Here is a 20,506-nt window from a genome sequence, read left to right on the forward strand (position 1 = left end):
ATCTCGACCTCAGCCGCCCATCTGCGCCATGTCGTGCGTCATGGGCATCATGTTGGTGTTCAGGTGGTACATGACCCACAGCGAACCCGACAGGGCGATGACCACGACGATGATTGTGAAGATCAGCGCCAGCATGATCCAGCCGCCCTCGGACTTCGAATTCATATGCAGGAAGTAGATCATGTGCACCACGATCTGCACCACGGCGAAGCCCATGACGATCAGGGCCGTCGCCTGGGTCGGAAGGACGCCGGTCATGACCAGGGCGAACGGGATGGCCGTCAGGATCACCGACAGCACGAAGCCGATCATATAGCTCTTGAAGGAGCCGTGATTGTGCCCCTCGTGACCCAGGTGGTCGGTCTCGTGAGACTCAGGGCTGTGGTCGTTCTTGTCGGCGCTCATCGCAGCATGCCCAGCAGATAGACGAAGGTGAAGACGCCGATCCAGATGACGTCCAGGAAGTGCCAAAACATCGACAGGCACATCAGGCGGCGTTTGTTGGCGGGGATCAGGCCCTTCATGCTGACCTGAACCATCAGCGTCACCAGCCAGATGATGCCGAAGGTGACGTGCAGGCCGTGGGTGCCCACCAGGGTGAAGAAGGCCGACAGGAAGGCGCTGCGTTGCGGCGTCGCGCCCTCATGGATCAGGTGGGCGAATTCGTAAAGTTCGATCCCCAGGAAGGCCAGGCCGAACAGGCCGGTGATGGCCAGCCAGACCAACGTCTGACGCTGGTTGTTTCGATCCATCGCCAGCATGGCGAAGCCATAGGTGATCGACGAGAACAGCAGCATGGCGGTGTTGATCGCCACCAGCTCCAGGTCGAACAGCTCCTTGGGCCCCGGCCCGGCGGCGTAGTTGCCGCCCAGCACGCCGAACACGGCGAACAGCATCGCAAAGATGAGGCAGTCGCTCATCAGATAGAGCCAGAAGCCCAGCATGGTGCTGGAGCCTTCCTCGTGGTGCGGCTCCTCTTCCAGGTGGAAGACGGTCCGGTCGATCTCGGTCGCAGTCGCGCTCATGATCAGGCCTCCGTTCCGGCCAGGGCGCGGGTGCGCGCCTCTTCTGTCGCGCGGACCTCATCCTCGGGGATGTAATAGTCGCGCTTGTAGTTGAAGGTATGGCCGATCGAGACGGCCAGCACCCCGATGAAGCTGATGGCGGCCAGCCACCAGATGTACCAGATCAAGGCCAGACCCATCACCAGGCACAGGCCCGAGATGATGATCCCCGCTCCGGTGTTCGAGGGCATGTGGATCGCCTTGTAGCCGTTCAGCGGACGCTGATAGCCCTGCTTCTTCATATCCCACCAGGCGTCGGCGTCATGGACGTAGGGCGTGGCGGCGAAGTTGTAGGCCGGCGGCGGCGACGAGGTCGCCCACTCCAGCGTGCGGCCGCCCCACGGGTCGCCCGTGGTGTCGCGCAGCTTGTCGCGGTTGATGATCGACACGGCGAACTGGATGAACATGGCCGCAATACCCAGGGCGATGACGCCGGCGCCGATGGCGGCGATGACGAACCAGATTTGCAGCGAGGGATCGTCGAACACCCGCATCCGGCGCGTCACGCCCATCAGGCCCAGCACATACAGCGGCAGGAAGGCCAGCCAGAAGCCGGGCACCCAGCACCAGAAGCTGATCAGGCCCCACTTCTTGTCCAGCTTGAAGCCGAAGGCCTTGGGCCACCAGAAGTTGATCGCCGCGAACAGGCCGAACAGCACGCCGCCGATGATGACGTTGTGGAAGTGGGCCACCAGGAACAGAGAGTTGTGCAGCACGAAGTCGGCCGGCGGCACCGCCAGCAGCACGCCCGTCATCCCGCCGATCACGAAGGTCAGCATGAAGGCGACCAGCCACATCATCGGCAGCTCGAACCGGATGCGCCCACGGTACATCGTGAACAGCCAGTTGAAGATCTTCGCGCCCGTCGGGATCGAGATGATCATCGTCGTGATGCCGAAGAAGCTGTTCACCGAGGCGCCCGAGCCCATGGTGAAGAAGTGGTGCAGCCAGACCAGGTAGGACAGGATCGTGATGACGACCGTGGCGTAGACCATGGAGGTATAGCCGAACAGCTTCTTGCCCGAGAAGGTCGAGGCGATCTCCGAGAAGACGCCGAACAGCGGCAGGATCAGGATGTAAACCTCGGGGTGACCCCAGATCCAGATCAGGTTCACGTACATCATCGGGTTGCCGCCGAAGTCGTTCGTGAAGAAGTTGGTGCCGACGTAACGGTCCAGCGTCAGCAGGGCCAGGATGGCGGTCAGGACCGGGAAGGACGCCACGATCAGCACGTTGGTGCACAGCGAGGTCCAGGTGAAGACCGGCATCTTCATCATGCCCATGCCGGGCGCGCGCATCTTCACGATCGTCGCGATCAGGTTGATGCCGGACAGCGTGGTCCCCACCCCCGCGATCTGCAACGCCCATATGTAGTAGTCGACGCCGACGCCGGGACTGTAACCGATGCCCGACAGCGGCGGATAGGCCAGCCAGCCGGTGCGCGCGAACTCGCCCACGAACAGCGAGGCCATGACGATGATGGCGCCGGCCGTGGTCATCCAGAAGCTGAAGTTGTTCAGGAACGGGAAGGACACGTCGCGCGCGCCGATCTGCAGCGGCACGACGTAGTTCATGATGCCCGTCACCAGCGGCATGGCCACGAAGAAGATCATGATCACGCCGTGGGCGGTGAAGATCTGGTCATAGTGGTGCGCGTTCAGGTAACCCTCGGACCCGCCGAAGGCCATCGCCTGTTGCAGGCGCATCATGATGGCGTCGGCGAAGCCGCGCACGAACATGATCAGACCCAGGATCATGTACATGATCCCGATCTTCTTGTGGTCCACGGTGGTGAACCATTCCTTCCAGAGATAGCCCCACAGCTTGAAATAGGTCAGGGCGCCAAACAGGGCGAGACCGCCCAGCAGCACGACCGACATGGTCACGACCAGGATCGGCTCGTGCAACGGCAGAGCCTCAAGCGTGAGGCGCCCGAAGATTAGCGGAATGAGTTGATCAGCGTTCATCGACTGTGTTCGCTCAGGCGTTGGGGGCGGAACGGACGTCGGTCGGAACCGGCCCCGTGGCGAAGGGATTGCGGGCCAGCGTCGTCAGCGCGGCCATCGGTGTCTGACCGGGCGACAACCCCTGCCCGGTCAGGCGCTCCAGGCTGGTCGGTCCGGCGACCGTATCCAGTTCGGCGCGGCGCATGCGGTCGGCGGCCGCCGCCTCGGCCTGCAGCGGGGTGCAGATCGTCATGACGTAGCTGTCGTTGGAGCCAAAATAGGCGGGCGATTTTCCGCGACCGGCGTATTTGTCATAGACCAGCGGCATGGTGTTGCGCACCGACGCCATGGACAGGCCGCCCTGTTTGTCGATGGCCATCATCTCGCCCATACACATCTTGCCCGGCTCGACGCACATGTTGAGGATCGCGTCCCACAGCGCGCCGTCCACGGCGCCGAAGCGCATGACCGGCACCTTCTCGCTGGGCTTTTCCAGCTCCAGATAGCGATCGCGGTCCAGCGTCTGGCCGCCCTGGCGCACGCCGGCGATCCATTGGTCGAACCCGGACTGATCCAGACCGTGGAAGGCGAAGCGCATGTGCGAGAAGCCGTCGCCGGAATAGTTGGCCGAGAAGCCTTCGTATTCGCCCGGACGGTTGATGACGGCGTGCAGCTTCGTCTCCATGCCCGGCATGGCGTAGATCTGACCGGCCAGGGCGGGAATGTAGAAGCTATTCATCACCGAGGACGAGGTGATGTGGAAACGGATAGGACGGTCAACCGGCGCGGCCAGTTCATTAACCGTGGCGACGCCGTACTGCGGGTAGATAAACATCCACTTCCAGTCGAGCGCGACGACATTGACCTGCAACGGCTCGACGCTTTCCTCAACGGCTTGGCCCGGCTTGATCCGGTCGATCGGACGATAGGGGTCCAGCAGGTGCGTGCCAGCCCAGGTCAGGGCGCCCAGGCAGATGATGATCATCAGCGGCGCGGCCCAGATGACCAGCTCCAACGACGTGGAGTGGTCCCAATCGGGACGGTAGTCGGCCTCGGCCTCCTTGTTCGACGCTCGATACTTCCAGGCGAAGAAGACGATCAGACCCATCACGGGCACGATGATGATCAGCATCAGCAGGGTCGAGATCATCAGCAGATCACCCTGCTGGGACGCGACGTCGCCGGCAGGGTTGAGGACGACCAGGTTGCAGGCCGACAGCAGGGCCACGATGGGCGCGAGCAAAAGAAGGCGCAGACGGCGCAAGGCGGATCCAATCGAAAAGCGTCGGGCGAGGGGGAGGCGCCGCGACGGTTGGCGTTCGTAGGCGGCGGGATACTCAGCTTCAATCAGGAACGACATTGGGCAATATGTCCTATCCTCACGAGGCCGCTTTCATCGCAAAGGGCGCCCGGTCATAATGCGGCGACCTGCCGTACGGCCGATAATTCAGTCTCACACGGAGCGACCAAGCCCATGTCCGCCTCGACGACCCCTTCGTCAGAGTCGCTGGAACGCGACGCCGCCGCCCTTCACACGGGCCATGGCAAGGTTGACGCCGGCGAGATCGCCATCGGCGTCATTATCGGCCGAACTTCCGAGTTTTTCGACTTCTTTGTTTACGCCATCGCTTCGGTGGTCGTTTTCCCGCAGTTGATCTTCCCCTATGCGGGCGCGGTAGGCGGCACCCTGCTCTCCTTCGCCGTCTTCGCCCTGGCTTTCCTGGCTCGGCCGCTGGGGACCGTCCTGTTCATCGCCATCGACCGCAAGTTCGGGCGTGGCGCCAAGCTGACGACCGCCCTGCTGCTGCTCGGCACCTCGACCGTGTCGGTCGCCTTCATCCCCGGATATGAGAGCATCGGCATGTGGGCGCCGGTGCTGCTGGCCCTCACCCGTATCGGCCAGGGCGTCGCCCTGGGCGGCACCTGGGACGGTCTGGCCTCGCTGCTCGCGCTGAACGCGCCAGAGAAGAAGCGCGGCTGGTACGCCATGATCCCGCAACTCGGCGCGCCCATCGGCCTGCTGGTGGCCTCGGCCCTGTTCGCCTTCTTCCTGAACACGCTGTCGGCCCCTGACTTCCTGGATTGGGGCTGGCGCTATCCGTTCTTCGTCGCCTTCGCCATCAACGTGGTGGCCCTGTTCGCGCGCCTGCGCATCGTAGTGACGCCGGCCTTCCAGAAGCTGTTCGAAACGCGTGAGCTTCAGCCCACGCCGATCAGCCAGGCCCTGCGCGACGAAGGCCCCAAGATCGCCATCGGCGCTTTCGCTCCGCTGGCCAGCTTCGCCATGTTCCACATGGTGACCGTCTTCCCGCTGTCGTGGGTGTTCCTGTTCACCAAGGAAACGCCGGTCCGCTTCCTGCTGATCGAGATGGTGGGCGCCGTCTTCGGCCTGCTGGCCATCCTGGCCTCGGGCATACTGGCCGACCGCTACGGCCGCCGCACCTTGCTGGCGATCACCGCCGCCGGCATCGCCGCCTTCTCGGGCTTTGCGCCGCAACTGCTGAACGGCGGCCCGGTCGGCGAGCTGACCTTCATGATCTCCGGCTTCATCCTGCTGGGCCTGTCGTTCGGGCAAGCCTCTGGCCCCGTGGCCTCCAGCTTCAGCCTGACCAACCGCTACACCTCCTCGGCCCTGACCTCGGACCTGGCCTGGCTGTTCGGCGCGGGCTTTGCGCCCCTCGCGGCCCTGTGGATCTCCAGCCAGTTCGGCCTGATCGCCGCCGGCGCCTACCTGCTGTCGGGCGCCATCTGCACCCTCGTGGCCCTGTGGCTGAACCGCGAACTGGCCCGCAGTTCCTCCGACAAGGACCGCGCCAAGACGGTTTGATCTTTCAGCTCACGCACAAACAGACACGGCCCGCAGTCGCCTGCGGGCCGTGTTGCGTTTGGAGCAGATCGTTGTGAAGCGCAGCTGCAGCTTCAATTGGCGCGGCTGTCCGTCGACGGCTTGAAGGTGGTGTCGAAATGACAGCCGTCCTCGTAGCGTGAAGCCGCCACCTGACACAGCGTGGCAACGTCAGCGGGCGTCGGCTTCACGCCCTCGTCCAGCCAGCGCATCATCGCCTGGAAAAGACCGACGTACTCTGGCGGCGATAGGCGGCTATGTTCGGACTCGTCTGTGAACGTCTGGACCAATAGGTCCGATCGTCCCGCCGCGGCGACAGTTTCCCTGTAAAGCGCGTCGTTGGAGACAAAGGCCGTAGCATCATTCTTGGCGTGAATTGTCAGCGTCGGCGCCACGATCAGACCGCTGAGATCCGCGTCGTAGGCCAAGCGCGCCACACCCATCGGATCAGCCGCGAACCGCTGAACGCCAGCGTTCAACGCCTCGTCGTCGTGCGAACCCTGATAGACCGTACGGCTGTTGTCGAAGGGGTTCAGCCCGTCAAGACGGCGCAAAACCATGTCGCGGAACAGGAAGGTCGCCCAAGCCAGATGCGGAACCAACTGTTCCTCGTTCACGCCCGTCACGGCCAGGATATCCGCCAGATTGCGCTTCTGCTCTGCCGACCTTTCAGCAAGCGGCAGGCCCACGCCCGTGCAGATTTTGACCCGCTCCGCCAACTGCGCCCGGTTCAGATCGCTGTCTAGCGGCAGCCCCTGCCAAAGCGGATACCGGGGCTCGTTCGGAAGCGGATGGTTGTTGCAGTAGAACTGATACACCGCTCTCAGATCGGCGCGAAAGCGGTAGGTGAGGGTCCCGCCGCCGATTACGCCGTTGGTCAGGACGACGCCGTCCCACATGACCTGCCCCTCGGCATCGCGGGCGTAGAGCTCAGCCGTCTTGGCCGCGACATTTCCGCCCCAGGACTGGCCATGCAACAGAGTTCGACGTGGCTTGCCGAAGGCATTCCAGAAAATCTGGCGCAGATCGTCCGAATCTTCCGCCGCCATCCGTACGCCATAGCCGCCACGGCGATAGGTCGAGCCCGCCCAGGCGAAACCTTCCTTCACCGTCATCGAGAACCGCTCCATGTCCTCCAGCGGATCGTTCGGTTCTGGTGCGCTGGTGCGAGGTCCGCCATGCGCGTGAACGATCAGGGCGCCATTCCAGTCCTGAGGCACGGCGATCCAATAATAGCCGCCTTTAACCGCCCTCCCCGACCAGCACCGGGTCTGCTGCGGCACGAAGTCCGGGCAATCGGCTGGCGCGGGCGCAGGATCGACAGCCGCCTGCACGGCAGTCTCCGTTTCCTGCGCCTGCGTCATCGGCGCGATGCCGGCCCAGGCGGCGACCAGCGCCCCCAGAGATCCAACAAGACGGTCGGTCATCGCGCCCTCCCCTCTTAAAACGTCTTGGAGATGTTGGCGTACCAGTAGCGGCCGTAGGGATTGTAGAGCGCACCCAGATATCCCGACGAAGTCAACGGCGGCTGCTCGTCAGTGATGTTGCGCGCACCCAGGCGAACCGTTGTGCCGGACGCGAACCCGGCGTTGTCGCCGAACTCATACTGACCATACAGATTGCCGGTGATCTGGCTATCGACCTGCCAGGGATCGCCCTGGGCGCTGAGGAAGCCGGTTTCCGTAACGGCGCTGTTGTATTGGGTGAATGCGCCCACCTGCCATGGCCCTTGCGACCAGGTGAACGAGCCCGTCACCCGCCATTCCGGCCGGCCGTTGCGAGCCAGCAAGGTCTGAGAGATCGGCAGCGGCGTATTCGCATTGATCTGACCGGCTTCACGCGCCGCGAACAGCGACTCGACCAAGGGGCCGGGTGAACGATCGAACTTCATCAAATGCGCGGCATTCACGCTGGCGCGGAAGTTGCCCCAGGGCGTGCCGCGCAGCCGCCATTGAAGACCGATGTCGAGCCCCTCCACCGTCTGCGGCAGCAGATTGATGAACTGATCTTCGACCGAGACGATCTGTCCGACAGGTGTGATTCCGCTGCCCTGGAAGAAGGCGATGTCGTCGGCCGTCACCGCCGCACGGTTGACGTTGTCGTTCCGCGTGCCGTTCAGGATGTTCAGATAGTCCAGCACGACGTTCGACTGGGCGCCCAGCAGACCGACGATCTTCTCCTGCTCGATCTTCCAGCGGTCGAGCGTGAAGGTGAAGCGGCCGAACTGCTCGGGAATGAACCAGGGCTGCAACACCAGGCCGATGGACTGGTTGGTGCTTTCCTCGGGCTGAAGCTCGGGATTGCCCGACACCAGCAGCGAGGCGCTGGCGGGTTGCGAGCATTGGTTGAAGTTGGTGATCCGACCCAGGCGCAGATCGGCCTCGCAGCGGACGTAGTCGTTATTGGTCGACAGACGCCCATACTGCGCAGCGTTGGTCTGTTCCAGGTTCGGCGCGCGGAAACCCTCGGAATACGAGCCTCGGACGCGCACGCCTTCGACCAGGTCCCAGGCCATGGCGATCTTGGGCTTGGCCACATCGCCGAAGTCGGAATAGTGCTCGTATCGACCGGCCAGTTGGAAATCGAGGCTGCGAACCAGCGGGATGTTCATCTCCGGCGAAACGACAGGCACCGCGAACTCGACATAGGCCGAATAGACCTCGCGCTTACCGTAGGTATCGGGGTTTGAACTGACCGCAGCGATGTTGGACTGGCTGATCTCGCCCGAGACGCTGTCGCGGAAGATGTTAGTGCCGTCCAGATCGGCGTCGCGGTCGTCACGCTGGGTCTCACGGCGCGCCTCGACGCCCAGGGCCATACCGACAGGTCCGCCCGGCAGGGTGAAGACATCGGGACGGCTGACCTTGAAGTCCCACAGCGCCAGCGTGGTCTTGGATACACGCGTCAAGTCGGTCGTGATGGCGTCGATTGCGGCCTGAGAACTGGGCGTGCAGTCGCCAAAGCTGGTGTCGTTCACACACCCGCCGCTGAACGGATTGTACGCGTCGGGCGTCGACAGGGCGAGATTGGCCTGAAGCGCTGTCAGATTGACGGCGTTCGAGCTGTCGGTGGCCTCGGCTTCCGAATACAGCAGCGCGCTTTCCCAATCGAAGCCGCGCCATTCCCCCCGAAGGCCGCCCAGGAATCGGGACTGCCAGTTGTCGACATCCACCACCTGGGCGCCCAGATCGTTGAAGCGATACCGAACCAGCTTAACGGCCGTCCCGGCTGTGGGGACGTTTGTCAGGCCAGCGAGACGATTGGGATTACGCGTCCCGTCGGCAAAAGTGACGGGGCCGAACGGATTCCAGTAGTTGCTGGCTGGGATCCAGAGCGGGTTCAGCAAAATGGTCGGCGGCTGAATGTTCTGGGTCGACGCTGTGTAATAGCCGAGTTCGCCAAAGGCCGTCACGCCGTTGTCGAGATCGTAATGACCCGACACGAACAGGTTCAACCGTTCAATATCCGGCGATTGGGTGGTGCCCCGCGCCCCGTCATAGCGCAACTCGCGGCCGGCGCCGCTGTAGCTGATGTTGCCGCTGGCCAAGCACACATCACCGCCGACCGGCGCGGTGCAGCCGAAGCTGGAAGGCTGATTGTGAAAGGCTCCGGCGCCGGTCGTCAGTGCTGTCGTGCCCCGACGGACCTGGAACGGCGTCTGGAAGTTGGCCCAGGCTGTATAGGAGGAGCGCCCATCGGTGTCGGTGGAGTTCTCATAGCCCGGCACGTTGGCGAACAGGCTGCGACGGTCGTCAGAAGCGGTATAGGGTTCGTCGCTGGCCTGCTGGGCGGTGCGGTTGGTGTAGTCGAGGAAGCCCGACAGATTGCCCCGCTCGAAATCCTTTCCGGCGAACATTCCGAAGGTGAACTCTCGGCGATGCGTGCCCTCGGCGCCGCCGTACTGGGCCTTCATCTCCAAGCCGTCGAAATCCTGCTGAAGCACAGTGTTCACGACGCCCGCGACCGCATCCGCGCCATAGATGGCGGCGGCGCCGTCCAGCAGAACCTCCAATCGCTCGAGCCCCGATACCGGAATGGCGTTGGAGTTGTAGCTGAGCACCGGCACCGTGCCGGTGTCGGACGTACCCTGGCTGGTGGGGTGCTGAACGATCCGACGTCCGTTCAAGAGCACCAGGGTGTTGCCCACGCCGAGCGAGCGCAGATTGACCGAGTTGACGTCGCCCCGCGCTGCGTTCGAGGTTTGAGGATTGTTGGCGCTGGAGAACAGCACATCGCCCATCTGGGGAATGGACCGCAGCAGATCATCGCCGCTGACGGCGCCGGTCGCGATGATTTCTTCCTGCGTCACAACGGTCACCGGCAGAGCCGCCGTGGTGGAGGCACCGCGGATTTGAGAGCCGACGACGACGATGTCCTCGACCTGCGCCGCCTCGCCCTCCTGCGCTGGAGTGGATTGAGGCGTGGCCTCCTGAGCCAGAGCCGCTCCCGCCGAGATCAGCAGGACAGCCGAGGCCGCGCCCGCCATCAGTGCGAACTTGGATTGCATCTTCATGTTTCCTCCTCCCGGGCCGTCGTTATGTCGGCGGTCCCGTCATTCAAAAGTCGTTCTCGCCGTCAGTCCTTGGCGAGAACCAGATCGTCTCCAGGCCCCGCCGCAGGGTCGGGCAGCGCCGCCACCGGCAAGGGATGTCCGTCCAGCGCGGCCTTCAGGGCGTCGCGATCCAGCGCGTTTTCCCAGCGGGCCACGACGATGGTGGCCACGGCGTTGCCGATGAAGTTGGTCAGGGCCCGGCATTCGCTCATGAAGCGGTCGATGCCCAGGATCAGCGCCATGCCTGCGACTGGCACATCCGGCACGACCGACAGGGTCGCCGCCAGGGTGATGAAGCCCGCGCCCGTGATGCCCGCCGCGCCTTTTGAGCTAAGCATGGCGACCAGCAAAAGCGTGATCTGCTGCCAGATGGTGAGCTCAATGTTCAGCGCCTGAGCAATGAACAGAGCCGCCATTGTCATATAGATGTTGGTGCCGTCCAGATTGAACGAATAGCCGGTCGGCACGACCAGGCCGACGACCGATTTGGCGGCGCCCGCGCGTTCCATCTTGGAGATCAGGCTGGGCAAGGCCGCCTCTGAACTGGAAGTGCCCAGCACCAGCAGAAGCTCTTCCTTGAGGTAGCGGATCAGCTTGAGAATGTTGAAGCCGTTGGCGACGCCCACCAGACCCAGCACGCCCACGACGAAGATGATCGCAGTAACGTAGAAAGTCACGATCAAGGCGGCCAGATTGGCGATCGATGCGATTCCATAGGCGCCGATCGTAAAGGCGAAGGCTCCGAAGGCGCCGATGGGCGCGGCCTTCATCACGATGGCGACCAGCTTGAACACGGCAAGGCTGAGCGTCTCGAACAGATCGACCACAGGCTGGGCCCGCTCTCCCACCAACGCCAGGGCGAGGCCAAACAGGATCGACACGAACAGAACCTGCAGGATGTTGCCGGTCGAGAAGGCGCTGACCAGCGTGTCGGGAATGACGCCCATCAGGAAGCCGACGATCGTGCTCTCGTGCGCGGCCGCCGCATACTGCTCGACGGCGCCGGCGTTCAACGTCGCCGGGTCGATGTTCAGACCATGGCCCGGACGCACCAGATTGGCGATGATCAGGCCCACGATCAGAGCCAGAGTCGAGAAGACCAGGAAGTATGCGAAGGCCTTGGCGGCGACGCGACCGACACTTCCAAGATCACGCATGCCGGCGATGCCGGTCACAATGGTCAGGAAGATCACTGGCGCGATGACCATCTTCACCAGTTTGATGAATCCGTCGCCCAGCGGCTTCAGGCTCTCACCGAATGTCGGCCAGAAGTGACCGATCAGAGCGCCGAGCGCGATAGCGATCAGCACCTGGAAATACAGGTGGCGATAGAACGGCCGGCGAACGACCGGCGCGGCCTCTGACGGTATTGAGATCACGAAGGGCTCCTGATGTGCGGGGGTGATCCCGCAGTCTCCTCGATGGGCGCGATCTTCGCCACGCTCCGTTGGATAGAGCTTCCAACGAGACCCATCATCGCGAAAGCGATTGATCGAACGTCTCCATCTTTTTGATAACCAAGCACTTTCTATGAAAGCCGGAGCGTTTATCGAGATATCTGTGCGGTTTTTCACCCAGGCGACTAGCCCTTACGTGCGATTATCCGCACACTAGGAATGTGCAGCATTCACCTGTCATAGGCTCGGCTCGAAAACCTTGGCGCTCCCGTTGGCTGATAACGGCGGGAGCTTGGTTCACGATCGCCGTCCTGGCGGCTTTCGGGGCGGGCGAGGTGGCTCGGCGTGACGCTCAGATCGAACTGGCTCGACAGACAGAGGCGGCCGCCGCCTTGCACGCGGCCGTGCTACGCAGCGAACTGGAAAAGCACCGCTCCCTGCCCCTAGCGTTGGCGAGCGATCCCGACATCGCCGCCCTGCTGAGCGCCCCGCTGACTGCAAAAGGCGATCCTGTCAGCCTTAAACTTGAGACTCTGGCGCGTCAGACACGGGCCGCGGCCATCTACATCATCGACGCCAGCGGCCGGACCCGCGCCGCCAGCAACTGGCGTCTGCCGACCAGTTTCGTCGGCGCCGACTATGGGTTCAGGCCTTATTTCATCAATGCCATGCGCCATCGCCAGGCGGAGTTCTTCGCCTTGGGCACCGTGTCCGGCCGACCCGGACTCTATCTGGCGCGGCGCGTTGACGGGTCGAGCGGCTCCGCCGTGGGCGTCGTCGTGGTCAAGGTAGAATTCGCCGCTCTGGAGGCCGAATGGCGCGCGTCGGGTGAGCCGGCCTATGTTGTCGATCCCGGCGGCGTCGTGCTGATCACCAGCGTGCCGGCATGGCGTTTCCGCACCACAGAAGCGCTGGACGAACGTCGACGGCGGCTGACATTGACCGATCAGACGCTTCAACCCGAGGCGTTGCGCCCCCTCCCCTTCGTAACGCCCCCCAATGATCGACCGCGTCTGATCCAGGCTCCAGTCGATGGACGTGAGCAACGCTGGATGCATGCGGCGATCCCAACGGAAACGCCCGGCTGGACCCTGCACCTTCTGTCGCCGGATCGCGGATCCATTGGGACTGCCGTCGCAACCGCGCGGGCGCTTGCGGCCCTGATCGTCACCCTACTGGCAGGCGTCATCGTCGTGCTCCTGCGTCGTCGGCATCAGGCCCTTGTCCGCGCTCGTGCCGAGGAAGAGGCGCGGCTGGAACTGGAAAGGCTGATTGACGAACGCACCCACGAGCTTCGTGACGCCAATGCCGCCCTTAATCGCCAGATCGAGGAACGCCGCCAAGCCGAGACCGCACGCGAACTGTTGCGTGACGAGTTGGTTCAAGCCAGCAAACTCGCCGCGCTGGGGCAGATCGTCGCCAGCGTGGCGCATGAGATCAACCAACCCGTCGCCGCCATCCAGACCCAGGCAGAGACCGCCGGTGTCCTGCTCGACCGCGACGACCCCGCCAAGGCGCGTGGCGCGTTGGCGCGGATCAGCGACCTGACCCAGCGCATCGGCGCCATCACCGAAGGCCTAAGGGTCTTTTCCAGAAAGTCAGACCCCAAACTCGGCATCGTCCATCTGGAGGACGCAATCCACGGGGCTCTGCTGTTAACGCGCGGCCGATTGGACGAGGGCGGCGTCGAATTGATCCGCGAAGGCGACGCAGACGTCACAGTGCGCGCCGACCGCTTTCGTCTGGAACAGGTGATCGTCAATCTGGTCAAGAACGCTTCAGAAGCGCTGGAAGGCTGCGATCGGCCGCGACTAACGCTGAAAGTCTCGCGCGATAAGGACCGTGTGCGATTGAGCATTTCCGACAATGGTCCTGGCGTCCCTCCCGCTGTGCGCGCCCAACTGTTCACGCCCTTTGTCACCACACGCGCAAATGGCCTCGGCTTGGGTCTGGTCATCTGTCGAGATCTGATCGCCGGTTTCGGCGGCGAACTTGACTTGGTCGACGAGGAAATCGGAGCGACCTTTGTCGCCACGCTGAGGATCGCGTGATGGAATTCGCCCGCCCCACTGCCGTCGCCCTGATCGAGGACGACGCCGATTTCCGCCATGCCTTGGTCGAGCGCCTGACCTTGGAAGGTTACGACGTCCGCCCTTTTCCGGGGGCCGAACCTGCATTGAGAGCGATTGACGCCGATTTCCCGGGCGTTGTCATCACCGACCTGCGGATGCCCGGCCTTGATGGCCGCCAGTTGCTCAGCCGCCTGCAGGCTTTGGACGCGGCCCTGCCGATCATCATGATCACTGGCCATGGCGATATCACCGACGCCGTCGCAGCGATGAAGGACGGTGCCTACGACTTCGTCGCCAAGCCCTTTCCGTTTGAGCGCCTTCAGGACAGCTTGAACCGCGCGCTGGAAAAACGCGGCCTGGTGCTGGAAAACCGTCGTTTGCTGGCGATGGCCTCCGAAAGCGGACAGGAACTGCCTTTGGCGGGATCGTCTCGCGCCATCACCGCACTTCGCGCCACCATAGCTCAGATCGCCGACGCCCGGATGGACGTGTTGATCGAAGGCGAAACTGGGACGGGAAAGGAGGCTGTTGCGCGCGCCCTGCACAACGGCGGCCGGCGACGATTGGCGCCGTTCGTCGCTGTCAACTGCGGCGCCCTGCCCGACGGGCTGATCGAGAGCGAACTGTTTGGCCACGAACTCGGCGCCTTCGCCGGAGCCTTGCGCCGCCGGGTCGGGCACGTCGAACGGGCGCACAACGGCTCACTGTTTCTGGACGAGGTCGAGAGCATGCCTCTGGCCGTTCAGGTCAAGATTCTGCGTGTCCTGGAAGAACGCGAAGTCCATCCGATCGGAGCCAACGAACCCCGCGCCTTAGATTTGCGTGTCCTGGCGTCGTCAAAGATCGATCTGGGCGAAGCCGCGCGCGCGGGCGCCTTTCGCGAAGACCTCTATTACCGTCTGAACGTCGTGCGGCTCCGCGTACCGCCTCTGCGCGAACGGCGAGAAGACATTCCCCTGCTGTTCGCCCACTTCCTGCGTCGCGCTGCGGACCGCCACGGCGTCGACACCCCCTCTATAAGCGACAGCGTAAGACGCCTGTTGGTCGAGGCCGACTGGCCCGGCAATATCCGCGAACTGGCGCATTTCGCCGAACGGGTCGCCTTGTCACTCGACGACACGATCCGCCCGCCCGATGAAGGCCTGAGCCTTCCCGACCGGGTCAACAGATTCGAAGGCGAACTGCTGCGCGACGCGCTACAGTCCCATCGTGGGGACATTTCCGCAGTGCTGGCCGAAATGCAGGTTCCGAGAAAGACGCTGTACGACAAGCTGCAGCGGCATGGCCTGAAGCCCGCTGACTTCCGCTGAGAACGCCCGACAATCCTGGTTCAAAGCGGTGGCGTCTAAGCCTTTCTCCTCCGAGCGGAAGAAAGCTCGCTACCTGCCCATCGGTCCCACATCTGGAAATACAGGCCGTAGTTGCCGTTGAAGCGTTTGTGGTGCGCGTCGTGGTGGGTGGCGGTGATCATCCAGCGCAGGGGCGCGTGTTTCAGCCAAGACGCGGGCCAGACCTCTCGGCCGGCGTGGTTTAACACGGCGGTTGCGGTCATCAGGGTCAGCAGCGCCAACGCCACGCCCCAATGAATGGGGATGAAGAGGGTCAGGGCCGGCAGGAACCAGGCCGTGGCTATGGCTTCGGCCGGATCGAAAGCGAAGGAGGCGAAGGCGCTGGGATCGCGCGACCGGTGGTGTTCGGCGTGGGCCCAGGGGAAGATGCGCGGGTGGTGCAGCCCGCGGTGGACCCAATAGTAGAAGGCGTCGTGGGCCAGCATGTAGACGATGAAGCTGACGGGCAGCCACCACAGCGGCCAGGCATTGATATCGTCGTAAATCGCCGTCCCGCCGCGCTTCCAGAGCTCGATGACGAGTGCGGCAGGCAGAGCGTAGATCGGGCAGGCGATCAGAGACGCGATGATTTCGGCGCGGATGCGTTTCGCCGCCGGCGGCCTGTGGTTCAGTTGACGCCCCCGTCCCGCTCCGCCCCACAGCAAGCCATGAGTCACAACGCCGACCAGCAGATAGCGCAAGCCGATGATCAGGCTGAGCGCGAGGGTGGTGACGAACAGGTCCTTCAACATGGGCGCACAGACGGCGAAACGTCGCGCCGGGTCAAGTCGTGACGCGCGGTCCCTAAAGCGCCTAAGATGGGGTCATGTCCTGGCCGACGATGATCCTGCTGTTCCTCGCCACCTCCATGGGGATGGAGGTCTTCGCCTGGGCGATGCATCGCTATGTCATGCACGGCCTTCTGTGGACCTGGCACCGCAGCCACCATGAGCCGCACGACCACGTGCTGGAAAAGAACGACCTGTTCGCCGTGGTGTTCGCCGCCCCGGCCATCGTCTTCGTCGCCTTGGGTCTGCATCTGTGGCCTTGGGCGCTGCCGATCGGCCTGGGCGTCACGGCCTATGGACTGGTCTATTTCTTCTTCCACGACGGGCTGGTGCATCGCCGGTTCCCGACGGGAATCGCTGGCCGCTCAGGGTTCTGGACGCGGCGCATTCAGGCCCACCGGCTGCATCACGCCGTGCGGACGCGCGAGGGCTGCGTGTCGTTCGGCTTTTTGTGGGTGCGGTCGGCGCGCGCGCTGAAGGCCGAACTGTCTCAGAAGCGCGGCGCTTCCAGCAACGGCGCCTGAGCCAGGGCGGCGAGGTCCGACGACCCGGTGCAGAAACAGGCCAGTCTCAGCTGAGCCGCCATCAGATCCAGATGATCGACCACCGCCTCGGTCGAAGTCAGCGCCGCCTCCAGCACCCCGGCCGCCTGGCCGACCAGACAGGCGCCCAGCCGGATCGCGCGCGCCGCATCCAGCCCGTCGCGGATGCCGCCCGACCCGATCAGATCCAGTTCCGGCGCGGCCTGGGCGCAGTCTACCAGGCTGCGCGCCGTCGGTACGCCCCAGCCGGCGAAGGGCGCGGCCAGCGCTTCCGCCCGACCGCCCGTCGCTCGTGCGCCCTCGATCAGGCCCCAGTTGGTGCCCCCCGCCCCGGCCACGTCCAGCGCGGCGACGCCCATGTCCGCCAAACGGCGCGCCACCGCACCCGACAGGCCGGCGCCCGTCTCCTTGACGATCAGACGGCCCGGGAAAGCCGCCGCAACCCGTTCGATACCGTGCGCCACGCCGCGCCAGTCTCGATCACCCTCGGGCTGAATGCCTTCCTGCAAAGGGTTTAGATGCAGGATCAGGGCGTCGGCGCCGATCATCTCCATGGCCCGGCGCGCCTCGTCGACGCCATAGCCCAGGGCGAACTGCACGGCGCCCAGGTTGGCCAGGATCATCGCATCGGGGGCGCGGCGTCGCAGATCCAGCCCCAAACCCAAACCACCTTCCGTCTCCAGCGCCACACGCTGCGAGCCGACCGCCAGAACGACGCCCAAAGCCTGGGCGGCCTCGGCCAGCCGTGCATTGATCGCCTCGGCCCGCGACGGCCCGCCGGTCATCGAACTGATCAGGAACGGCAAGACGACCCGTCGCCCCAGAAAGCGCGTCGCCAGATCGATGGCGTCATGATCGATATCCGGCAGGGCGTCGTGAACAAAACGGACGGCGTCCAGACCCGAGGTCGTCTGGCTGACGCCTCGCCCAGCCCGCACGTGGTCGATGTGCTCGTCCTTGCGCCGGATCAAGGCATCGGCGTCGGTGGACATCGCAAACGGCTCCTAGCGGGTTGCATCCGACGCGGTCGTGATGCCGTATGGCATCATAAAGGTTCGGCGCGTGGTCGCAACGCGACGCCGGCGAGTACGGGAGATCTGTATGGCGATCGTCGGCATCCGGCGCAAACCGCCCCTGGCGGACGCATCCTGCGACCCCGACGATCTGCGCCTGCAGGTTCAGGCGCGCCTGGCCGAGGTCGCGCCCGCGCATGGCGGCCTGCTGTCCACAGCGGCCCGCGAGGCCTTGCTGGGCCAGGGGAAACGCGTTCGGCCGGTGCTGGCCATGCTGGCGGCGGCGCATGTCGGGGGCGAGCCGGAAGATGCCTTGGACTACGCCTGCGCGCTGGAAATGGTCCATGCCGCGTCGCTGGTTCTGGACGATCTGCCGTGCATGGACGACGCTTCGCTGCGTCGGGGCCAGCCGACGCTGCACCGTCGCCACGGCGAGGATACGGCGGTTCTGGCGGCCGTGGCTCTGTTGAACCAGGCCACGCGTCTGGTGCTGCAGACCTCGGCGCCGGCGGAAACGCGTCTCGCGACCCTGGACCTTTTGACGCAGGCGATCGGCTTCGATGGTCTGTCCGAGGGTCAGATGCGCGACCTGCGCGACGACGCGAGGGATCGCGACGAAACCGCCCTGCGCCAGATCAACGATTTGAAAACCGGCGCCCTGTTCGTCGCCACCGTGCGCGGCGGCGGTCTGCTCGGCGGCGGCGATGCACAGGATCTGGCGCGGCTGTCGGACTTCGGCGAAGCGATCGGCTTCGCCTTCCAACTCTGCGACGATCTGCTGGATGTCTGTTCGACCGTAGATGAGGTCGGCAAGGATGTGGGCCAAGACGACGACACTACCACGTTTGTCGATCTGTGGGGTGAATGCCGGACCCGCGCGGCGGTGCGGCAATCGTTGGCCAAGGCGGTCGAGGCGGTCGGCCATGACAGCCCCCTGGCCCTCTATGTCCTGGACCTTTTCCAGCAGGCCGAACTTGGGGTCTGAGGTCACGCCGGCCTTGTCGCTGAGCGGGATCGATGCGGGCTACGACGGCCGACCCGTGCTGCGTGACTTCAGCCTCAGCATCGCTGCGGGCGAGGTCTATGCCCTGCTCGGGGCGAATGGTGCGGGCAAGTCCACGGTGGCGCGTGTCGCCTCGGGCCTGCTGCCCGCTCGCCGCGGGCATGTTGTCCTGGGCAAAGGCGGCGGACCACGCGGGCGCATCGGGCTGGCGCCGCAGGACAGCGCCCTGTTCCCAGCCCTGTCGCCGCGCGAGAACGTCGATGTAACGGCGCGGCTGTGCGGCGTGCCCAAACGTGATCGCGGCGCGGCCGTGAACCGCGCGCTCGATCTGACCGGCTGCGGCCCGCGCTCGGACCAGCCGGTGCGCACCTTGTCCGGCGGCTGGAAGCGGCGCGCCAACCTCAGCGCCGCCCTGGTCGGACAACCGCGCCTGCTGATCGCCGACGAACCGACGGAAGGGGTGGATGCGGCGACCCGAAGCGTCCTGTCCGTCGCCCTGCGCGAAACCGCAAAGGCGGGCGCCGGCTGTCTGCTGATCAGCCATGACGCCATCTTCGTCGCCGATACGGCTGACCGGATCGGTGTCCTGGCCCAAGGGCGACTTCTGGCGGAAGGCGCCCCGAACGCCCTGCTTCATCGCGCGTTCGGCTCAGCCCGGCTGCTCAGCATTCGCCTGACCCGACCCGCGTCGGACCCCGCCGCCCAATGGTTCGCCCAGGCGGGGCTGACCGCGTCCGAGGACGGGCTGGAGTGGCGGCGGCTCTGCGATGACGCGCTAGCCATCGCCCAGATGCTGGCCGCCGTCGTCGATGGCGAGGATGGCGAGGTCGCCGTGCGCCGCCCCGGCCTGGACGATCTGGTCGCACAGCTGTCGCAGACGCCGTCATGATGGCGGTGGCGGGCGCCTGGGCGACAGGGTTTTGGCGCGACCGCGCCGGCGTGATCCTGACCCTGCTGTTGCCACCCCTGGTCTATCTGCTGTTCGCAGCGATCTTCGGCGCGGGCGCGCGCGGCGACATCGACACCACCGTCGTGCTGCACGACGCGTCGCGCACGCCCGCGACGGCGGCGATCCGCGAGGCGGTGTCGACGGACATGGGCGCGCGTCTTCGCATCATCGATGATCGCGAGGCCTTCGATCGCGCCGTCATCGACGGTCGCGCCGACGCGGGCATACTGATCCGTCCCTCGCCGCAGGGACCGCCGAAGCTGGTGATCGTTTCCGCCGCCGGCCGGGACGTGGCGGCGTCGGCGCTTCAGGCGCGGCTGGAGCCGATGGCCACCGCCCTGTCGGGTCAGGTCGCACGACCCGCGTCGCGCGTTCAGACCCTCCAGATCGGGCCCCAGGGTGATGTGCAGGCGACCTATTATGCGGGCGCGGTCAGCGTCATGTTCGTCTTCTTCGCCGCCATGCACGGGGCCATGGGCGGGCTGGACGAGCGGCGGTCCGGCCTCCAATCACGCCTGGCCCTGGCCCGCGGCGGCCTTGCGCCCATCCTTGGCGGGCGGGCCGTCTGGCTGACGGCGGTCGGCGTGATGCAGTCGGCGGCTGTGTTCGTCGCCGCCTGGGTCAAGCTGCCCGCCCTGGAGCTCTGGCAGATGGCGGCGGCTGCGATGACCGCCTTGGCGGTTGGTTTCTGCGCCGCAGGGCTGGCCCTGGCCCTGACGGCGGCGTGTCGATCGCGCGAACAGGCCCAGCCGCTCACGACCTTCGTGGTCTTGCTTCTGGCTGCTTTGGGCGGATCGATGGCGCCGCGCTTTTTGATGCCGGAGGCCTTCCGTGACCTCGGCTGGATCACGCCCCACGCCTGGGCGATCGAGGCCTATCAGGCCGTGATCTGGCGCGGCGAGTTCACGTCGACCGTCATCGCCGCCTGGGCGGTCATGGCCGGCCTGGGCGCAGGCGGCCTTGCGATCGCCCTGATGTTGGAGAGGCGGCGCGCCGCCCGCTGATCG

The 20,506-nt window shown here is 64.9% G+C and carries 16 protein-coding genes; 7 read left to right on the plus strand and 9 right to left on the minus strand.

Annotated elements, in window-relative coordinates; translation table 11 throughout:
- Positions 1-9: 9 nt before the first annotated feature.
- From cyoD to cyoA, 4 genes are read right to left on the minus strand one after another with little or no spacing between them, the layout of a single operon-like run.
- Positions 10-405: a cytochrome o ubiquinol oxidase subunit IV gene (gene cyoD, locus GGC30_RS03735; protein WP_039248364.1), complete on the minus strand. Its 396-nt coding sequence runs from the start codon at positions 403-405 to the stop codon at positions 10-12.
- Positions 402-1,025, minus strand: coding sequence for a cytochrome o ubiquinol oxidase subunit III (cyoC, locus tag GGC30_RS03740; protein WP_039248366.1), 624 nt, complete (start codon positions 1,023-1,025; stop codon positions 402-404). The genes cyoD and cyoC overlap by 4 nt, the downstream gene beginning before the upstream one ends.
- Positions 1,026-1,027: 2 nt before the next feature.
- Positions 1,028-3,031, minus strand: a complete 2,004-nt coding sequence (cyoB, locus tag GGC30_RS03745; RefSeq protein WP_153922764.1) for a cytochrome o ubiquinol oxidase subunit I — start codon at positions 3,029-3,031, stop codon at positions 1,028-1,030.
- Positions 3,032-3,044: 13 nt separating this feature from the next.
- Complete coding sequence (gene cyoA, locus GGC30_RS03750) at positions 3,045-4,274, minus strand: ubiquinol oxidase subunit II (RefSeq protein WP_153922765.1); 1,230 nt, start codon at positions 4,272-4,274, stop codon at positions 3,045-3,047.
- A gap of 210 nt (positions 4,275-4,484) precedes the next feature.
- Here cyoA and GGC30_RS03755 point away from each other — a divergent pair, with 210 nt between their 5' ends.
- A complete protein-coding gene (locus GGC30_RS03755; RefSeq protein WP_153922766.1) occupies positions 4,485-5,837 on the plus strand; it encodes an MFS transporter in 1,353 nt (450 codons plus the stop codon).
- 92 nt (positions 5,838-5,929) lie between these two features.
- Here GGC30_RS03755 and GGC30_RS03760 read toward each other — a convergent pair whose 3' ends face one another.
- From GGC30_RS03760 to GGC30_RS03770, 3 genes are all read right to left on the minus strand, one after another.
- Entirely contained in the window at positions 5,930-7,282 is a 1,353-nt protein-coding gene (locus GGC30_RS03760; protein WP_153922767.1) for a hypothetical protein, read from the minus strand.
- Between the two features lie 14 nt (positions 7,283-7,296).
- Positions 7,297-10,368 (minus strand): TonB-dependent receptor domain-containing protein, encoded by a 3,072-nt coding sequence (locus GGC30_RS03765; protein WP_153922768.1) that lies wholly within the window; start codon positions 10,366-10,368, stop codon positions 7,297-7,299.
- Between the two features lie 62 nt (positions 10,369-10,430).
- Complete coding sequence (locus GGC30_RS03770; protein ID WP_370451865.1) at positions 10,431-11,783, minus strand: dicarboxylate/amino acid:cation symporter; 1,353 nt, start codon at positions 11,781-11,783, stop codon at positions 10,431-10,433.
- Positions 11,784-12,139: 356 nt separating this feature from the next.
- Here GGC30_RS03770 and GGC30_RS03775 point away from each other — a divergent pair, with 356 nt between their 5' ends.
- Together GGC30_RS03775 and GGC30_RS03780 are read left to right on the plus strand one after the other, a co-directional pair.
- Positions 12,140-13,855 (plus strand): ATP-binding protein, encoded by a 1,716-nt coding sequence (locus GGC30_RS03775; RefSeq protein WP_370451861.1) that lies wholly within the window; start codon positions 12,140-12,142, stop codon positions 13,853-13,855.
- Entirely contained in the window at positions 13,855-15,186 is a 1,332-nt protein-coding gene (locus tag GGC30_RS03780; protein WP_153922769.1) for a sigma-54 dependent transcriptional regulator, read from the plus strand. The genes GGC30_RS03775 and GGC30_RS03780 overlap by 1 nt, the downstream gene beginning before the upstream one ends.
- Positions 15,187-15,221: 35 nt before the next feature.
- On the opposite strand, the gene GGC30_RS03785 is transcribed toward GGC30_RS03780, so the two are convergent.
- On the minus strand, positions 15,222-15,956 hold the full coding sequence (locus GGC30_RS03785; protein WP_153922770.1) for a sterol desaturase family protein: 735 nt from the start codon (positions 15,954-15,956) through the stop codon (positions 15,222-15,224).
- 74 nt (positions 15,957-16,030) lie between these two features.
- Between GGC30_RS03785 and GGC30_RS03790 the strand changes: the two genes are divergently transcribed.
- The gene (locus GGC30_RS03790; protein ID WP_153922771.1) at positions 16,031-16,516 is read left to right on the plus strand and encodes a sterol desaturase family protein; all 486 of its coding nucleotides are present in this window, start codon (positions 16,031-16,033) and stop codon (positions 16,514-16,516) included.
- On the opposite strand, the gene fni is transcribed toward GGC30_RS03790, so the two are convergent.
- A complete protein-coding gene (fni, locus tag GGC30_RS03795; protein WP_153922772.1) occupies positions 16,483-17,526 on the minus strand; it encodes a type 2 isopentenyl-diphosphate Delta-isomerase in 1,044 nt (347 codons plus the stop codon). The genes GGC30_RS03790 and fni overlap by 34 nt on opposite strands.
- A gap of 109 nt (positions 17,527-17,635) precedes the next feature.
- Between fni and GGC30_RS03800 the strand changes: the two genes are divergently transcribed.
- The 3 genes from GGC30_RS03800 to GGC30_RS03810 are packed head-to-tail and all read left to right on the plus strand — an operon-like array spanning position 17,636 to position 20,503.
- Complete coding sequence (locus GGC30_RS03800; RefSeq protein WP_194943515.1) at positions 17,636-18,532, plus strand: polyprenyl synthetase family protein; 897 nt, start codon at positions 17,636-17,638, stop codon at positions 18,530-18,532.
- Positions 18,522-19,439 (plus strand): ABC transporter ATP-binding protein, encoded by a 918-nt coding sequence (locus tag GGC30_RS03805; RefSeq protein WP_194943516.1) that lies wholly within the window; start codon positions 18,522-18,524, stop codon positions 19,437-19,439. The genes GGC30_RS03800 and GGC30_RS03805 overlap by 11 nt, the downstream gene beginning before the upstream one ends.
- Positions 19,436-20,503, plus strand: a complete 1,068-nt coding sequence (locus GGC30_RS03810) for an ABC transporter permease (RefSeq protein ID WP_153922775.1) — start codon at positions 19,436-19,438, stop codon at positions 20,501-20,503. The genes GGC30_RS03805 and GGC30_RS03810 overlap by 4 nt, the downstream gene beginning before the upstream one ends.
- The last annotated feature ends 3 nt before the right edge of the window (positions 20,504-20,506 follow it).

The organism is Brevundimonas sp. SPF441, assembly GCF_009661015.1.
Lineage (GTDB): Bacteria > Pseudomonadota > Alphaproteobacteria > Caulobacterales > Caulobacteraceae > Brevundimonas > Brevundimonas vesicularis.

Excerpts from the sequence above, each read along its gene's own strand:
- cyoD (WP_039248364.1), bottom strand. The coding sequence starts at position 405 with ATGAGCGCCGACAAGAACGACCACAGCCCTGAGTCTCACGAGACCGAC.
- cyoC (WP_039248366.1), bottom strand. The coding sequence starts at position 1,025 with ATGAGCGCGACTGCGACCGAGATCGACCGGACCGTCTTCCACCTGGAA.
- cyoB (WP_153922764.1), bottom strand. The coding sequence starts at position 3,031 with ATGAACGCTGATCAACTCATTCCGCTAATCTTCGGGCGCCTCACGCTT.
- GGC30_RS03755 (WP_153922766.1), top strand. The coding sequence starts at position 4,485 with ATGTCCGCCTCGACGACCCCTTCGTCAGAGTCGCTGGAACGCGACGCC.
- GGC30_RS03760 (WP_153922767.1), bottom strand. The coding sequence starts at position 7,282 with ATGACCGACCGTCTTGTTGGATCTCTGGGGGCGCTGGTCGCCGCCTGG.
- GGC30_RS03765 (WP_153922768.1), bottom strand. The coding sequence starts at position 10,368 with ATGAAGATGCAATCCAAGTTCGCACTGATGGCGGGCGCGGCCTCGGCT.
- GGC30_RS03780 (WP_153922769.1), top strand. The coding sequence starts at position 13,855 with ATGGAATTCGCCCGCCCCACTGCCGTCGCCCTGATCGAGGACGACGCC.
- GGC30_RS03785 (WP_153922770.1), bottom strand. The coding sequence starts at position 15,956 with ATGTTGAAGGACCTGTTCGTCACCACCCTCGCGCTCAGCCTGATCATC.
- GGC30_RS03790 (WP_153922771.1), top strand. The coding sequence starts at position 16,031 with ATGTCCTGGCCGACGATGATCCTGCTGTTCCTCGCCACCTCCATGGGG.
- fni (WP_153922772.1), bottom strand. The coding sequence starts at position 17,526 with ATGTCCACCGACGCCGATGCCTTGATCCGGCGCAAGGACGAGCACATC.
- GGC30_RS03800 (WP_194943515.1), top strand. The coding sequence starts at position 17,636 with ATGGCGATCGTCGGCATCCGGCGCAAACCGCCCCTGGCGGACGCATCC.
- GGC30_RS03810 (WP_153922775.1), top strand. The coding sequence starts at position 19,436 with ATGATGGCGGTGGCGGGCGCCTGGGCGACAGGGTTTTGGCGCGACCGC.